The organism is Flavobacterium sp. NRK F10, assembly GCF_024054235.1.
In the GTDB taxonomy this organism is placed as follows: domain Bacteria; phylum Bacteroidota; class Bacteroidia; order Flavobacteriales; family Flavobacteriaceae; genus Flavobacterium; species Flavobacterium sediminis.
This window is the reverse complement of record NZ_JAMXLC010000001.1, coordinates 3255216-3270004: the sequence shown is the minus strand read 5'-3', so window position 1 is coordinate 3270004 and position 14789 is coordinate 3255216. Positions and strand designations below refer to the sequence as shown.

The 14789-nt window shown below is 33.8% G+C and carries 14 protein-coding genes, 1 tRNA gene and 1 pseudogene; 4 read left to right on the top strand and 12 right to left on the bottom strand.

Annotation, left to right across the window (positions count from 1 at the left end; translation table 11 throughout):
• Window positions 1-46: 46 nt before the first annotated feature.
• Entirely contained in the window at window positions 47-541 is a 495-nt protein-coding gene (locus NHF50_RS14935; RefSeq protein WP_252777183.1) for a helix-turn-helix transcriptional regulator, read from the bottom strand.
• Between the two features lie 311 nt (window positions 542-852).
• On the opposite strand from NHF50_RS14935, the gene NHF50_RS14930 reads away from it, so the two are divergent.
• The 3 genes from NHF50_RS14930 (at window position 853) to NHF50_RS14920 (ending at window position 3097) form a co-directional block, all read left to right on the top strand.
• Window positions 853-2010 carry a M14 metallopeptidase family protein gene (locus NHF50_RS14930; RefSeq protein ID WP_252777182.1) on the top strand — a complete coding sequence of 386 codons (1158 nt, stop codon included), beginning with the start codon at window positions 853-855 and terminating at the stop codon, window positions 2008-2010.
• A gap of 36 nt (window positions 2011-2046) precedes the next feature.
• Complete coding sequence (locus NHF50_RS14925; protein ID WP_109570401.1) at window positions 2047-2526, top strand: Lrp/AsnC family transcriptional regulator; 480 nt, start codon at window positions 2047-2049, stop codon at window positions 2524-2526.
• Between the two features lie 61 nt (window positions 2527-2587).
• Window positions 2588-3097: a DinB family protein gene (locus tag NHF50_RS14920; protein WP_252777181.1), complete on the top strand. Its 510-nt coding sequence runs from the start codon at window positions 2588-2590 to the stop codon at window positions 3095-3097.
• A 43-nt stretch (window positions 3098-3140) separates the two neighbouring features.
• Here NHF50_RS14920 and NHF50_RS14915 read toward each other — a convergent pair.
• The 4 genes and pseudogenes from NHF50_RS14915 to aroB form a co-directional block, all read right to left on the bottom strand.
• Window positions 3141-3437, bottom strand: a pseudogene (locus NHF50_RS14915) (hypothetical protein); the annotation flags it as partial.
• Between the two features lie 86 nt (window positions 3438-3523).
• Complete coding sequence (locus tag NHF50_RS14910) at window positions 3524-4495, bottom strand: deoxyhypusine synthase family protein (RefSeq protein ID WP_109570399.1); 972 nt, start codon at window positions 4493-4495, stop codon at window positions 3524-3526.
• Between the two features lie 56 nt (window positions 4496-4551).
• Window positions 4552-5958, bottom strand: a complete 1407-nt coding sequence (locus NHF50_RS14905) for an arginine decarboxylase (RefSeq protein WP_109570398.1) — start codon at window positions 5956-5958, stop codon at window positions 4552-4554.
• A gap of 295 nt (window positions 5959-6253) precedes the next feature.
• A complete protein-coding gene (gene aroB / locus NHF50_RS14900; RefSeq protein ID WP_252777180.1) occupies window positions 6254-7321 on the bottom strand; it encodes a 3-dehydroquinate synthase in 1068 nt (355 codons plus the stop codon).
• Window positions 7322-7416: 95 nt separating this feature from the next.
• Here aroB and NHF50_RS14895 point away from each other — a divergent pair, with 95 nt between their 5' ends.
• Complete coding sequence (locus tag NHF50_RS14895) at window positions 7417-8583, top strand: proline dehydrogenase family protein (protein WP_252777179.1); 1167 nt, start codon at window positions 7417-7419, stop codon at window positions 8581-8583.
• A gap of 30 nt (window positions 8584-8613) precedes the next feature.
• Here NHF50_RS14895 and NHF50_RS14890 read toward each other — a convergent pair whose 3' ends face one another.
• The 7 genes from NHF50_RS14890 to NHF50_RS14860 form a co-directional block, all read right to left on the bottom strand.
• The gene (locus NHF50_RS14890) at window positions 8614-9768 is read right to left on the bottom strand and encodes an MFS transporter (RefSeq protein ID WP_252777178.1); all 1155 of its coding nucleotides are present in this window, start codon (window positions 9766-9768) and stop codon (window positions 8614-8616) included.
• A 180-nt stretch (window positions 9769-9948) separates the two neighbouring features.
• A tRNA-Val gene (locus NHF50_RS14885) sits at window positions 9949-10023 on the bottom strand.
• Window positions 10024-10107: 84 nt separating this feature from the next.
• A complete protein-coding gene (locus tag NHF50_RS14880; protein WP_252777176.1) occupies window positions 10108-10494 on the bottom strand; it encodes a DUF4258 domain-containing protein in 387 nt (128 codons plus the stop codon).
• 96 nt (window positions 10495-10590) lie between these two features.
• Window positions 10591-11787 carry an alanine dehydrogenase gene (locus NHF50_RS14875; protein ID WP_109570394.1) on the bottom strand — a complete coding sequence of 399 codons (1197 nt, stop codon included), beginning with the start codon at window positions 11785-11787 and terminating at the stop codon, window positions 10591-10593.
• Window positions 11788-11929: 142 nt separating this feature from the next.
• The gene (locus NHF50_RS14870; RefSeq protein ID WP_252777174.1) at window positions 11930-12568 is read right to left on the bottom strand and encodes an HAD family hydrolase; all 639 of its coding nucleotides are present in this window, start codon (window positions 12566-12568) and stop codon (window positions 11930-11932) included.
• Window positions 12568-12981 (bottom strand): tRNA (adenosine(37)-N6)-threonylcarbamoyltransferase complex ATPase subunit type 1 TsaE, encoded by a 414-nt coding sequence (gene tsaE / locus NHF50_RS14865; protein WP_109570392.1) that lies wholly within the window; start codon window positions 12979-12981, stop codon window positions 12568-12570. The genes NHF50_RS14870 and tsaE overlap by 1 nt, the downstream gene beginning before the upstream one ends.
• Window positions 12982-13003: 22 nt before the next feature.
• Window positions 13004-14557, bottom strand: a complete 1554-nt coding sequence (locus NHF50_RS14860; RefSeq protein ID WP_109570391.1) for a response regulator — start codon at window positions 14555-14557, stop codon at window positions 13004-13006.
• Window positions 14558-14789 lie beyond the last annotated feature (232 nt).

The following is a 14789-nucleotide window of genomic DNA, read 5'->3' as shown; positions in this document are numbered from 1 at the left end:
TATTTAATTGGTTTTAGGTAAGGTAGTAAAGCATTATTTTAAGTCCTTATTTTTTTTGAGTATATTTCGTAAAAGTCCCATCAGCATAAAAAATGACAATTGCATCTATAGTAGAAGTGTTTATAGAGTTTATTAAGGTCTCTTCCAAAACTTGCGTATTTGATTTTTTTTCTTCAGGAATTTCATTTACGCCATTTTTTGTCTCTTCTATATTTTCTGACGAACTAAATAAATCATCAGAAGTAGAATTCCGTTTTTGAACAGGTTGTGACAGAGCAGAAGGAGACTCTACTTTTTTCTCTTCTTGAATTTCAGTTTTAGGAAAAGTTCCCTTCCCATTTAAAATCCAGTACAAGTCTACTTCCGGAAAAACTTCAATTACTTTCATTACAAAATCCAGACTGGGTTTGTTTCTACCCGAGAGTAGGTGAGATAAACTAGAGCGTTGTACACCGATTTTATCGGCAAACGAAGAAGCAGTTAACCCGTAAAAGTCAAAGATATTTTCTAGTCTTTTTGTAAATTCATCAGTGTTTACCATTGTAAATAGGTATTACATCATTGTTTCACAAATGTAAATAAAGTAATTGAAATAAGCAAGTTTACAAATGTAAATAGTGATAAAAATGATCTGGAGTAATATAATTAAAACTTTAAGTATTAGTATTTAATATACTGAAATACAATATTTTGTATTTATATAAATAAAATAGTTTACAAATGTGTCTTAATCATAGATAACTAATCAATAAGGACTAGTATAGTAAATTACAATTGTAAATTATTAATAGATTTTATTGTTTTACATTTGTAAACTATAAGATGTTTACATTTGTAAAAAGTTTATAATCCATGAATTTATTAGATATAGCGAAACAAAATTTAGTTTCTGAAATAAAAGGGAGATACGTTACTCTGGAAATGATTTTGCCGTTTCTTAAAACGCTTACTACTGATTTTAAATTAGAAGTTGTCGGGCAGTCTGCTTTAGGGAAAGATATTCCGTTAGTAACTTTTGGAAGAGGTTCAAAAAAGCTATTGATGTGGTCTCAAATGCACGGCAATGAATCAACAACTACTAAAGGATTACTTGATTTTCTTCATTATCTTAATTCTGATAGTGTATTCAATACCTTTATTAAAGAGAATTTTACCTTATATATGGTTCCTATCTTAAATCCTGACGGGGCAGAAGCATATACGCGTGTAAATGCAAATGAAGTTGACTTAAACAGAGACGCTTTTAACCTTTCACAACCGGAAAGTAAAGTATTGAGAAAGCTTGTTGAACAAATACAGCCTGATTATTGCTTTAATTTACACGATCAACGTACTATTTTCGGTACAATTGGGTTGCAAAAACCGGCAACAATGTCATTTTTAGCTCCTGCTTATAATGAAGAACGAGAAGTTAATGATGTTAGACTAAAGGCTATGCACGTTATTAATAAGATGTATGATAATTTACAAGGTGTTATTCCCGATCAAATAGGGCGCTTTGATGATAGTTTTAATATAAACTGTATCGGAGATTATTTAACTGCGCAACAAATCCCTACAATTTTGTTTGAAGCCGGGCATTTTCAGGACGATTATGAGCGTGATACAGTGAGAAAATTTGTATTTATAGCTTTAATTTCAGCGGTTTATGCTATTAACGAAAACGTTATAGTTGATAACGATTTGGAAAAATACTTAACAATTCCTCAAAATTCTCCTCATTTTTTTGATTTTATTTATAAAAACGTGAAAATAATTGAAAATAATCAGAAAAAAATAATTAACTTTGCGGCGCAATATTCTGAATTACTTGAAAATGGTAAGGTTATTTTTGAAGCAAGGATAGCAAAAGTAGGTGATTTAGAAGAAAATGTAGGGCATTGCGAATTTGACGGAGCAAATAAATTATTTTCAGCAGAAAATATCAATTTCCCTAAAATAGGACAAAAAGCTGATTTTTATTTAGATAATTTGTTAAAATTTTGCAATGGATTAAAAATAAATAACTAATATTGCGTTTTAATATAATTTAATATAAGCACTTTTATGAGTAAGTTTCGTTTAGATGAAGTTGATCACCAAATTTTGGATATGTTGATTGACAATACAAGAGTTCCGTTTACAGATATTGCAAAAAAATTATTAATATCTGCCGGTACTGTTCACGTACGTGTTAAAAAGATGGAGGATGCAGGAATTATTCAAGGTTCTTCATTGACGCTGGATTATGAAAAACTTGGTTATGCTTTTATTGCTTATGTAGGTGTATTTCTTCATAATACTTCTCAGACTAAATTTGTATTGGAAAGAATTAGTGAAATTCCTTTTGTGACAGTGGCTCATGTAACTACCGGAAAATTTAATATTTTCTGTAAGATTCGTGCCAAAGATACTAAACATGCCAAAGAAGTGATTTTCTTAATTGACGATATTGAAGGTGTTTACAGAACAGAGACCATGATCTCTCTCGAAGAAAGCATTAATGATAAAAAACGTTTAATGCACACGATCTTTAAAGAATTGTAAAAATAAATTGTTTATATCTTAAATCCCGATTTTTTCGGGATTTTTTTAATTTTAGACCTTTATGAATTCAATAGAACTTTTTTTTCCGCCTTTTTACGAGAAATATATAAAGAATGCCTCGAGACATCAGGATATTGTTGAAGGATTGTCTCAACAAGAAGAAGAGTTGGTGACTTTTTTTAAGCAAATTCCGAAAGATAAAATAGAATTCAGATACGCACCGGATAAATGGACGCCTAAAGATATCCTACATCATTTAACGGATACCGAACGCATCTTTTCATACAGAAGTTTGAGGGTGGCTCGCAATGATAAAACAGCTTTACCCGGTTTTGAAGAAAATGATTTTGTTCAATTTGCTAATGCAAATGACAGAAGTATGGAAAGTTTATTAAAAGAATTTCAGACGGTTAGAAAAGCAACAATTTCATTATTTGAAAATTTTAAAGAAGAACAGTTGAACAGAAGAGGAGAAGTGTCCGGAAATCAAATGTCGGTAGGAGCTATGGGGTATGTCATTTTGGGGCATGAAACACATCATATTAGTATTATTAAAGAACGCTATTTATAATATAAAAAAGGAGCTTAAAAATTTAAGCTCCTTTTTTATATTAATCTTCTTCAGATTCGTCTGCGATTTCCAAATCTTTTAAAGCATCTAATGAATCATCATCTGCAGGTCCGTCTAGGTCGTCATCTTCAAAATTCTCAATCCTGTCGGCAAGTTTTGTACTTACTTTTACAAGATAAATAGTGTCTTCAGTGCGGACTTCAACAGCTTCAATTGTCTCATTTTTAGCATTTTTAAAACGGATGATATCAGTTTCATCATAGCCGTCAGGGAATTTCTCAACTAGTAGTGTTAAGATTTCGTTTGTCAATTTTGCGTAATCAACAATTACTCTTTTCATTGGGTTGTTTTTAGTCTTGTATTTTTGTCAAATGTAATATCCTAAATGAAAAAATCAAATATTTTAAGGTGATTTTTTTAAAAAAATTACCAACCTAAAATATACGCGAAAATAAGCGGTGCAACAATGGTTGCATCTGATTCTACAATGAATTTAGGAGTGTGAATATCCAATTTTCCCCAAGTGATTTTTTCATTCGGAACTGCTCCCGAATACGAACCGTAACTGGTTGTGGAATCTGATATCTGACAGAAATAAGCCCAGAAAGGAACATCGTGCATTTCCATGTCCTGATATAACATCGGTACAACACAGATCGGGAAATCTCCGGCAATACCTCCTCCGATCTGGAAGAAACCTATTCCTTTTCCTTCACAATTGTTTTTGTACCAATCCGCTAACCACATCATGTATTCTACACCACTTTTCATAGTAGTAGCTTTGAACTCACCTTTAATACAGTAGGATGCAAAAATATTCCCCATAGTACTGTCTTCCCAACCCGGAACTACAATCGGTAAATTTTTCTCAGCAGCAGCAACCATCCATGAATCTTTAGGGTCAATTTCATAATACTGCTCTAAAACTCCGGAATTGATCATCTGATACATGAACTCGTGCGGGAAATAACGTTCTCCGGCTTTGTCTGCTTTATTCCAGATGTCATGCAGATGTGATTGTAGTCTTCGGAAAGCTTCTTCTTCAGGAATACAAGTATCTGTCACACGATTGTAATGATTTTCTAATAATTCCCATTCTTCCTGAGGAGAAAGATCGCGATAATGAGGTACTCTCTTGTAAGAGTTATGTGCTACAAGGTTCATGATATCCTCTTCAAGGTTCGCACCGGTACAAGAGATAATATGGATCTTATCCTGACGGATCATTTCAGCTAATGACTTTCCTAATTCGGCTGTACTCATGGCACCGGCCAAAGTAACCATCATTTTTCCGTTGTCAAGTAAATGTGTTTCGTATCCTTTTGCGGCATCTACTAAAGCTGCAGCGTTAAAGTGTAGGTAATGATTTTCTACAAATTGACTAATTGGTCCTTTCATGTTTTTTATTTTTTACCGACTCGAATGTTTTTATAAAATATCGGAGCAGTTTATGATTATTGTTGTTTTTTATTGTACCCTAAAATTTCTAATACATCGTCCGCTTTTTGTTGTTCCGAGAAAATTTCGGTAGCTATAATTCCGTTTTTATCCCGATCGATCAAAATGTGTTTGGGCTGAGGGATTAAACAGTGGTGTAATCCTCCGAATCCTCCTATAGTTTCCTGATAAGCTCCGGTATTAAAAAATCCTATATACAAAGGTTTTTCTTTATTGTATTTAGGTAAGTAAACGGCATTCATGTGTTGTTCAGAATTGTAATAATCATCACTATCACAAGTTAGTCCTCCTAAAAGTACTCTTTCATAGGAGTCATTCCATCGATTCACAGCCATCATAACAAAGCGCTTGTTGATTGCCCAGGTGTCAGGAAGAGTAGTAATGAACGAAGAGTCGATCATATTCCAGTTTTCACGGTCATTTTGTTGTTTTTGGTATAAAACTTCATAAATGGCACCGCCGGATTCACCTACTGTAAACGAACCGAATTCAGTAAAAATATTAGGAACATCAATTTCAGCTTCATCACAAGCAATTTTGATCTGATTCAGAATTTCTTCCACCATGTATTGGTAATCATAATCAAAAGCTAATGAACTCTTAATAGGGAATCCACCACCGATATTCAAACTATCAAGACTAGGACACTCTTTTTTAAGAGCAATGTAAACTTTCATACATTTTAAAAGCTCATTCCAGTAGTATGCCGTATCACGTATTCCGGTATTGATAAAGAAGTGAAGCATTTTCAGTTCAACTTTTTTATTATCCTGAATCTGTTTGCGGTAAAAAGGAACAATGTTTTTATATCCTATTCCCAAACGAGAAGTATAGAATTCAAATTTCGGTTCTTCTTCCGCTGCAATGCGGATTCCTATTTTAAATTTACCTTTGATTTGTTCTTGCAACAAGTCTAACTCTTCATAATTATCAATAACAGGCATTGTATTTTTATGTCCGTTATTAATTAAACGAGCAATATTTTCAATGTATTGTTCGCGTTTGAAACCGTTACATATTACAAAAGTATTTTTATTTATTTTTCCGTCTTCAATCAATTTTTCTACAATATTGATATCGTAAGCAGAAGATGTTTCAATGTGGATATTATTTTTTAGAGCTTCGTCTAAAACAAATTTAAAATGCGAACTTTTGGTACAATAACAGTAGTAATATTTACCGTCATAATCCAATTTTTCCATTGAATTACGGAACCAGGTTTTAGCTCGTTTGATATTTTTTGAAATCTTCGGAAGATAGGTAAACTTCAACGGAGTACCATATTCTTCCACTAGTTTCATCAGGTCAATACCGTGAAACTGTAAATTATCTTTATTTAAAGTGAATTCTTCTTGTGGAAAATAAAAAGTTTGATTAATTAAGTCGTAATAACTTGTCTTCATCTATAAAATTTTATATAAAGTTAAAAAAATAAGTAAAAACTAAAAAAATCAATTGATTCTTATTTTTTTAAACTCTGATATTAGCGAAAAAGATAGGGAACTTCTCGTGTATTGCTTTTAAAAACATAAAGATATCGATGAAAGTAGTAGTATATAAACTTTTAGCAAATGCAAATCGAGTGCTCTTTTGAACACTTATGGGATTCAGACAGATGCTTGTCAGTTTTAATGCTTTCATAGCGGCAAAAATAAAAAATATTGTATTATAAAATACAAATTAAGAATTAAAAAAAAGTCACTTTTGGTAATCTTCAAAAGCATTGTAAATCAAATCGTTATCGCAGAATTGATTAATTTTTATCTTGCCGATACTTTCGAGTAATACAAATTGAACTTTTCCAAACTCATTTTTCTTATCATAAATCATCAAATCGATGATATTTTGAATATCTTTTTCGTCAAAATCTACGATTTCGTAGATGTCATTCAAATGGTATTTGATTTCCTGATATTCTTCATTTGTCAAAAAGCCTTTTACCGTTGAAAGGTAAGCTTCTAAGATCATTCCGATCGCAATAGCTTCTCCGTGTAAAAGATTTTCTTTGTTCTCGTTCTCTAAAAAATAACTTTCGATAGCGTGACCTAATGTATGCCCGAAATTCAAAGCTTTTCTGATTCCGTTTTCTGTCAGATCTTCAGACACGATGCTGTTTTTTATTTCAACGGATTGGTAAATTAAAGTGTCTAAATCCTCTGTACTTAAGTCTTTTAAATTTTTAAATTTATCCCAATAAGTTTTATCAGCAATTATTCCGTGTTTTAGCATCTCTGCTAATCCGGAGCGCATTTCTCTGGAAGATAAACTGGATAAAAAAGCAGTATCAATAAGAACAGCTTTAGGTTCGCGGATGATTCCGATTTGATTTTTTAGATTTCCCAGATCAACACCATTTTTACCTCCTACAGAAGCATCAACCATAGAAAGTAGAGTAGTAGGGATATTGATAAAATCGATTCCTCTTTTAAATGTACAAGCTACAAAACTACCTAGATCGGTTACAACACCACCTCCCAGATTCAGAACAATGCTCTTTCTGTCACCGCCAAGATCTGTCATAGCCTGCCAAACCTCTAAACAAGTCGCAATATTTTTATGCTGTTCGCCTGCTTCTAATTCAATGATTTCAATTGTTATTTCGGTAACTAACTGTGATAAAAAAGCAGGTAAACAATATTGAGATGTATTTTCATCAACAATTACGAATACTTTTGAATAACGGTCAGTCGTTAATAGTTCGGCTAAATACTGATAGCAATTTTCGTTAAAAAATATTTCGTAATGATTGGCTTTTATGGTTTGCATTGTAAAATTTAATTTTTCTACAAAATACGGTAATTTTTATTTAAAATAATAGGTTACTGAAGTATATTTGCAGAGCAATTTTATGATTTCTTAAAATGGAAAAAATTTTTGACAACACGGAAATAGCTTTTGCTTTAAAAAGTGATACCGAGTTAGAAAGGGCTTATTTTTTATTCAAATTAATTGAAAGTGAGCCACTTGTAAAGATAGGTACTGCAGTAACCAACTTTGCGCTGAAAGCACATTTGCCAGTGGAGGGATTAATTCGCTCAACGGTTTTTGATCATTTTTGCGGGGGAGTGAACGAAAATGATTGCTTAACGGTAGTGGATAAGATGTTTACCAAAGGAGTATCCTCTGTATTGGACTATTCAGTAGAAGGAAAAGAAGAGGAGATACAGTTTGATTCTGCTCTTGAAATTACACTTAAAACAATTGTGTTCGCAAAAGAGCGTTTAGCTATTCCTTTTGCAGTGTTTAAACCAACCGGCTTCGGACGTTTTGCCTTGTATGAAAAAATAGGAGCAGGGGAGGAATTGACCGAATCAGAGAAATTAGAATGGAAAAAAGTAGAAGAACGTTTTGATAAGGTGTGTAAAACAGCTTATGAATTAGATGTTGCGCTTTTAATTGACGGAGAAGAGAGTTGGATGCAGGATGCTGCTGATGATTTGGTAGCTCAAATGATGCGTAAATACAATAAGGAGAAAGCAATCGTTTACAATACGCTTCAAATGTATCGTTGGGACAGATTGGATTACCTTAAAAAGCTACATGAAGAAGCAAAAAAAGAAGGATTTCATATCGGGATGAAATTGGTTCGGGGCGCTTATATGGAAAAAGAAAATAATCGTGCTCAGGAAAAAGGCTATAAATCTCCTATTTGTGTTAGCAAACAAGCGACTGATGAAAACTATGATGCTGCTGTGGCTTATATGCTTGATCATATTGACCACATGGCTGTTTTTGCAGGAACTCACAATGAACATAGTTCGTATAAGTTAATGGAATTGATGGCGCAAAAAAGTATTGCTAAAAATGATAAGCGGGTATTTTTCGGGCAATTATACGGAATGAGTGATAATATTAGTTATAATTTAGCTGCACACGGGTATAATGTTGCTAAATATTTGCCTTTTGGTCCGGTACGTGATGTGATGCCGTATTTGATCCGAAGAGCAGAAGAGAACACATCTGTTGCCGGTCAAACCAGCAGGGAGTTGATGTTGCTAAAAAAAGAGAAACAAAGACGAAAATTATAAAATAAAAAGGCTGTTTTTAACAGCCTTTTTTTATGTACTTTGATTTCGGTATTGTTTGATATAGGCTAAGCTTAATAGGAATCCTGAGAAAGCCATTAGCGCACCAACTAAAGAAGGATAATTGTAAGAAAGCCCGTTCTCTAAAGGAAGTCCGCCAAAAAAGGCACCTAAAGTATTGGCGATGTTGAATGCGGCTTGCATGAAGGCTGCGGCAATCATTTCTGAATTTTTTGCAGAAGAGAGCATCATCATGTTGATAGGTGAAGAAACAGACATGGATAAGGCACCGCAAATAAAAGTCAGAATTAAAGCAATAAATTTATATTCTGAAAAGAAAAATACGGTAATTAATGCTAAAGTCATTATAAAAAGTAAAAGCGCACTTGCTTTTGAAGGGCTCATTTTATCAGCTAAAATACCTCCTAATATATTACCGAAAACCATTCCGGCGCCAGCCAGGATCATAATATAAGCCGTACTGTCTTCTGAAAAACCGGATACTTCGGTCATTAATGGTGATATATAGCTGAACCAGGCAAATAATCCTCCGAAACCTATCGCTGTAATGAGTATGACGTGCCAAGCTTGTTTTGATTGAAGAAAAGCAAATTCGGATCTTCCTGTATTGCTGCTTAATCGTGGTAAAAACGGTAATAATGTTTTTAAGGTTATTAGTGTTATAAGACCTAAAATAGCTACTATACCAAATGCCCATCTCCAGGTATATGTATGACCTATATAAGTTACTAATGGTACCATTGCTAAATTTGCTATGGTTAATCCGGTGAACATCATGGCGATACTTTGTGCTTGTTTTCCGGGAGATGCCAGTCGGGTGGCAACAACTGTACCGACACCGAAAAAGGCTCCGTGTGGCAATCCGGATAAGAAACGTAGAATGAGTAAACTCCAATAATCAGGCGCTAAGGCAGAAAGTCCGTTGAACAATGTAAAAATAACCATTAGATACATTAAAATCTTTTTAGGAGGATGTTGAGAGGAAAGAGCAACTAAAACCGGAGCGCCGATAACCACTCCTAAAGCATAGGCTGAAATTAGATGACCGGCTTGGGGGATACTGATCTGTAAGCTTTGAGCTACGTCGGGTAGTAAGCCCATAATTACAAATTCTGTAGTGCCAATGCCGAGACCTCCCAGCGCTAATGGTAAAATGTTTTTCTTCATAAATTCTTTTGAAATGGTTTTTAAGCTTTTTGAACGGTAAAATTGGCTTATCTTAAGTTTAGATAAAACTTTTAAAGGTTAATTGATGTTAAAGTTCAGTAATGTTGAATATTCGATAGAATAAAAAAGAGAAATAGGAAGAAATAAAAAAATCCCGCTTTAAGCGGGATTAAATTTTTGTGGGCGATGAGGGATTCGAACCCCCGACCCCCTCGGTGTAAACGAGGTGCTCTGAACCAGCTGAGCTAATCGCCCTTTTGTATTAACATTTCTACTTCTGAAATGCGAGTGCAAATATACACCCATTATTTATATTTGCAAGCGTTTTGAAAATATTTTTTAATTTTTTTCTACTTTTTCTAAAACAGCTTTACTAGGGTAATTAATCATAGTTATGGTAATTTCTTCATTTTTAGCATTTTTGCCCTCTATGACATAAATTTTACCTTTTTTGTAAGCTTTATTACTTTGAGAAAAATCTACATCACCATATTCTAATGTCTTTTTTATATCATCAAGATTTACCCAGCCTTGGTGCAATTGTTGCTCTGCTTCTGGAGTTATATCTAAAGGTTTTTTTCGTAAATCCTGTAAAACTCTGCAATTGGGTAAATAACAGAATTCAACACCTCTTGATTTTGCTTTAGCACCTAAAAAATAAACTACAAAATAAATACCAATAAAAAGCCCGAATAAATAATAGGCTAATCGAAATTTGAATTTCATTCTTCTAAATTCTTTTTGCCAAAGGTAAAAACTAAATTTTGTATTGGCGCTTAATATTTATATTCTTTTAACAAATTTAACGAAAGAACATTGTGGTTAGAAAACGATTAAATTAATATCTCTGAATTCCAGGCTAAACCAATCGGCTATAGATCTGTTGGTTAATAAGCCATGATACATGTAGATCCCGTTCTTTAAACCGCGATTGCAACGAATGGCACTTTCAATTCCGCCGTCATCAGCAATATGCAGTAAGAAAGGAGAAATAATATTACTGATAGACATTGATGCCGTTTTGGAATATCTCGAAGGGATATTAGGCACACAATAGTGAATTACATTGTTCTTAATAAATGTCGGTTTATCATGAGTGGTCACTTCTGAGGTTTCAAAACAACCACCGGTGTCAATACTTACATCCACAATAACAGCGCCTTTTTTCATATATTCAACCATGGTTTCAGTAACGACTATAGGAGCTCGGTTTTTGCCACGCATGGCTCCGATGGCTACATCACAACGTCTCAGTGCTTTTAAAAGTATTTTTTCTTGTATGGTTGATGTAAAGATTCTTTGGTTTAAGGTGTTCTGAAGGCGACGTAATTTAGTGATCGAGTTATCAAAAACTTTTACATTGGCACCTAAGCCGAGAGCTGTTCGTGCTGCATATTCTGCAACGGTTCCGGATCCTATGATTACAACTTCAGTAGGAGGAACACCTGTAATATTCCCGAAAAGCAATCCTTTACCGATATTCTGATTGATCATTAATTCGGCTGCGATATGGATAGAGGCAATTCCTGCAATTTCTGAGAGAGAACGTACCGCAGGGTAAGAGCCGTCTTCATCTTTTATAAATTCAAAGGCTAATGCCGTAATCCTTTTTTGTGCCAGAGCCTGAAAATATTCCTTGCGTTGTGTTTTTAACTGGATTGCTGAAATGAGAATCGTTTGTGGGTTCATCATTTCTATTTCAGGTAATGTTGGCGGTTCTACTTTCAATATCATCGGGCAACTAAAAACCTTTTGTGTATCGTTCGTTACTTCAGCCCCAGCATCTTGGTATTCTTTGTCGGCATAGCTGGAACTTTCTCCGGCTCCGGCTTCAATTAAAACCCGGTGTCCGTGAGAAATTAAAGAGGCGACCGCATCGGGAGCTAAACAAATTCTTCTTTCTTGATAAGCAATTTCTTTAGGAATTCCGATAAATAACTCGCTCTTGTGTTTTGTAACTTCAAGCTTTTCTTCCTGAGGAAGCAACTGGGCTTTTGAAAACGGACTGAAAATAGCCATATTTTGGTTTTAGTTAAGGAGTGCCAATTTAGGAAAAAAAATAAAGATTTAAAAGCGTTCAGGAATCAGAAATTTAATTTTACAGGGAATAAAATAGGAATTCTTCATTCTGTTAACTTTCTGAAAGTGATTTTATTAAAATTTAATCCAGTAATTCTCTGAACTGCCGGATATAAAATGAAGGTAATTCAATCGTACCAAAGCCATATTGAGCATATACAAAGGGGATATTATTATTCTGTGCTGCTTCAAAATCCCATATGGTATCACCTATGTATACAGGAGTCTTTAATTGATTTCTCTGAATAACCTGTTTTATGTTATAGGTCTTAGGTTGTCCTGTATTACCGGAACATTCAAAATCGTTAAATAAATGGTTCAGTTCGTGGAAATTTAAAAAATTCTCGATATATCCGGATAAGCAATTGCTGACAATGAATAAATTGTACCTTTCTTTAAGCTGCTCTAGTGTTTCTTTTACATCCGGAAATAAGGAACCGCCTTCTTTTTGTAAATAAATCATTTCGTTTTTCTTATAGGTCTCAAAAAAAAGATCAATATCTTTTTCCGTGAGAAAAGAAAAATTCTCTTTCAGAATGATCTCAACTCTCTGACCTGAAAACGAACGTACCTGTTCAGCATTGATGGAATGGTTTTTCTGACCAAACTCTTCAAGTGCTTGATTCCATGCCTTTGCAGTACTTTCTGAAGCATCCCAGAGAGTACCATCCAGATCAAATATAAGGCTGTCTGCTGTTAGTGTTTGGGGTAAGGACATCATTAGTTTTTGATTTGTAATTCTCTTTTTCCTCCGGGTTTTACTTTTATGGAAATAGCAGCATGGTCTATCGGGATCAGGTTTGGTGTTTTTTCCGGCCATTCGATAAAGCACCAGTTCCCGGAATAAAAATATTCATCAATACCCATATCATAAGCTTCTTCTTCCGAATTTAAACGATAAAGATCAAAATGATAAACCGGATCTCCATTCAGATCTTCGTATTCATTAACCAAAGAAAAAGTAGGACTGCTGGAATTATCAGCAACTCCTAGCTCTTTGACCAAAGCTTTAATAAGTGTTGTTTTTCCGGCACCCATTTCGGCGTGAAAAGTAATTACCTTTTTTAATAGAGGAATGGCTAAAATTTCTTTAGCCACGTTCTCAATTTCATCTAAAGAGTAAGTCAGGGTCATATATTTTACTGCTATAAACGGTTTATTTCGGTTCTAATACTAAAAACGGAATGATCATTTCTTCCAGTGAAATTCCGCCGTGTTGATATGTATTGCGATAATAACTTACGTAATGATTATAATTATTAACGTAGGCTAAAAATAAGTCGTTTTTTGCAAAAATAAAAGAACTGCTCATGTTGATCGCCGGTAACCCTATTTTTTTAGGATCTTTCACAGCATAAACATCTTTTTCTTCGTAAGTCAGACTGCGACCTGTTTTATAACGAAGATTTAATGAGGTATTTTTATCACCGATCACTTTGGAAGGATTTTTACAGTTAATGGTTCCGTGGTCGGTTGTTAGTATTAGTCTAAAACCTAGTTGTTGTGCTTGTTGGATAATTTCAAGTAAAGGCGAATTTTTAAACCAGCTAACAGTCAAAGAACGATAGGCTTTATCATTTGAAGCCAGCTCTTTTACCACTTCCATTTCTGTTTTAGAATGTGAAAGCATGTCTACAAAGTTGTAAACAACGGTAGTAAGTTCGTTATTTTTTAGTGCTTTGAAATTTTCAACTAATTTTTTTCCGTCTTTAAAATTAGTGATCTTGTAATATTCTTGTTTAATGTTTAAACCTAAACGTTTTAATTGCTCAGTTAAAAATTCGGCTTCAAACAAGTTTTTTCCGCCATCGTCAACATCATTTTTCCAGTATTGAGGAAATTTCTTTTCCATTTCTAAAGGTAATAGACCTGAGAAAATAGCATTTCTGGCATATTGAGTCGCAGTAGGAAGAATAGAGTAGTAGCTTACTTCTTTTTCTAATTTATAGTAATTGTTCACAATGTTCTCAAAGGCTTTCCATTGGTCATATCTCAAGTTGTCGATCACAACAAAAAGAATGGGTTTATCTTTTTTACGGATCTCAGGAGCTACTAATTTTCCGAAAAGCTGATGTGATAACACAGGAGCATCATCCGGATCCTGAATCCAGTCTTCGTAGTTTTTTTCAATGAATTTTCCGAATTGAACATTTGCTTCAGTCTTCTGACTTTCCAATATTTCTACCATACTTTGGTCATCAATATTTTCGAGTTCCATTTCCCAATACACCAATTTTTTGTATAGTTCGATCCAGTCTTCAAAGGAATTAACCATTGCTAAGTCCATGGCAATTTTTCGAAATTCCTTCTGGTAGTCTAAGGTTGTTTTCTCTGAAACCAATCGGGAGTGATCTAAATTTTTCTTTAAGCTTAGTAAAATTTGGTTCGGATTGACCGGCTTGATCAGATAATCGGCAATTTTAGAACCGATCGCTTCTTCCATGATGTATTCTTCTTCACTTTTTGTGATCATGATTACCGGAACCGAAGATTTTCTTTCTTTGATCTCAGCTAGTGTTTCTAAACCGCTCAATCCGGGCATGTTCTCATCTAAAAAAACGATATCAAAGTTGTTTTCGTCAAACAGATCAATAGCATCCTGGCCGTTATTACAAGTTATTACTTCGTAATTTTTCTTTTCTAGGAATAATATATGAGGTTTTAACAGGTCGATTTCATCATCAACCCATAATATTTTGATTTTGTTCATAGTATCTATTTTAATGCGCAATTTACTATTAATTAAACGAAGATTTTATTAAAGATTGTATAAAATTTGTTTAAAAAATTTCATTATGCTACTGTGTTTCTGAAAAAATGTGCGAAGCATACAAAAAACGAAAAGCTTCCTTGTAGAAAGAAAGCTTTAGTATTGTAATAATGTAAAAAACAATCAACTGAAGTTGGATTATTAACTTATGGATTGTTTACGTTTTTATTCT

Coding starts and splice junctions, on each gene's coding strand:
- NHF50_RS14925 (WP_109570401.1), top strand. CDS start 2,047: ATGAGTAAGTTTCGTTTAGATGAAGTTGATCACCAAATTTTGGATATG.
- NHF50_RS14880 (WP_252777176.1), bottom strand. CDS start 10,494: ATGAAATTCAAATTTCGATTAGCCTATTATTTATTCGGGCTTTTTATT.
- NHF50_RS14905 (WP_109570398.1), bottom strand. CDS start 5,958: ATGAAGACAAGTTATTACGACTTAATTAATCAAACTTTTTATTTTCCA.
- NHF50_RS14890 (WP_252777178.1), bottom strand. CDS start 9,768: ATGAAGAAAAACATTTTACCATTAGCGCTGGGAGGTCTCGGCATTGGC.
- aroB (WP_252777180.1), bottom strand. CDS start 7,321: ATGCAAACCATAAAAGCCAATCATTACGAAATATTTTTTAACGAAAAT.
- NHF50_RS14895 (WP_252777179.1), top strand. CDS start 7,417: ATGGAAAAAATTTTTGACAACACGGAAATAGCTTTTGCTTTAAAAAGT.
- NHF50_RS14930 (WP_252777182.1), top strand. CDS start 853: ATGAATTTATTAGATATAGCGAAACAAAATTTAGTTTCTGAAATAAAA.
- NHF50_RS14860 (WP_109570391.1), bottom strand. CDS start 14,557: ATGAACAAAATCAAAATATTATGGGTTGATGATGAAATCGACCTGTTA.
- NHF50_RS14920 (WP_252777181.1), top strand. CDS start 2,588: ATGAATTCAATAGAACTTTTTTTTCCGCCTTTTTACGAGAAATATATA.
- tsaE (WP_109570392.1), bottom strand. CDS start 12,981: ATGACCCTGACTTACTCTTTAGATGAAATTGAGAACGTGGCTAAAGAA.
- NHF50_RS14910 (WP_109570399.1), bottom strand. CDS start 4,495: ATGAAAGGACCAATTAGTCAATTTGTAGAAAATCATTACCTACACTTT.
- NHF50_RS14935 (WP_252777183.1), bottom strand. CDS start 541: ATGGTAAACACTGATGAATTTACAAAAAGACTAGAAAATATCTTTGAC.
- NHF50_RS14875 (WP_109570394.1), bottom strand. CDS start 11,787: ATGGCTATTTTCAGTCCGTTTTCAAAAGCCCAGTTGCTTCCTCAGGAA.
- NHF50_RS14870 (WP_252777174.1), bottom strand. CDS start 12,568: ATGATGTCCTTACCCCAAACACTAACAGCAGACAGCCTTATATTTGAT.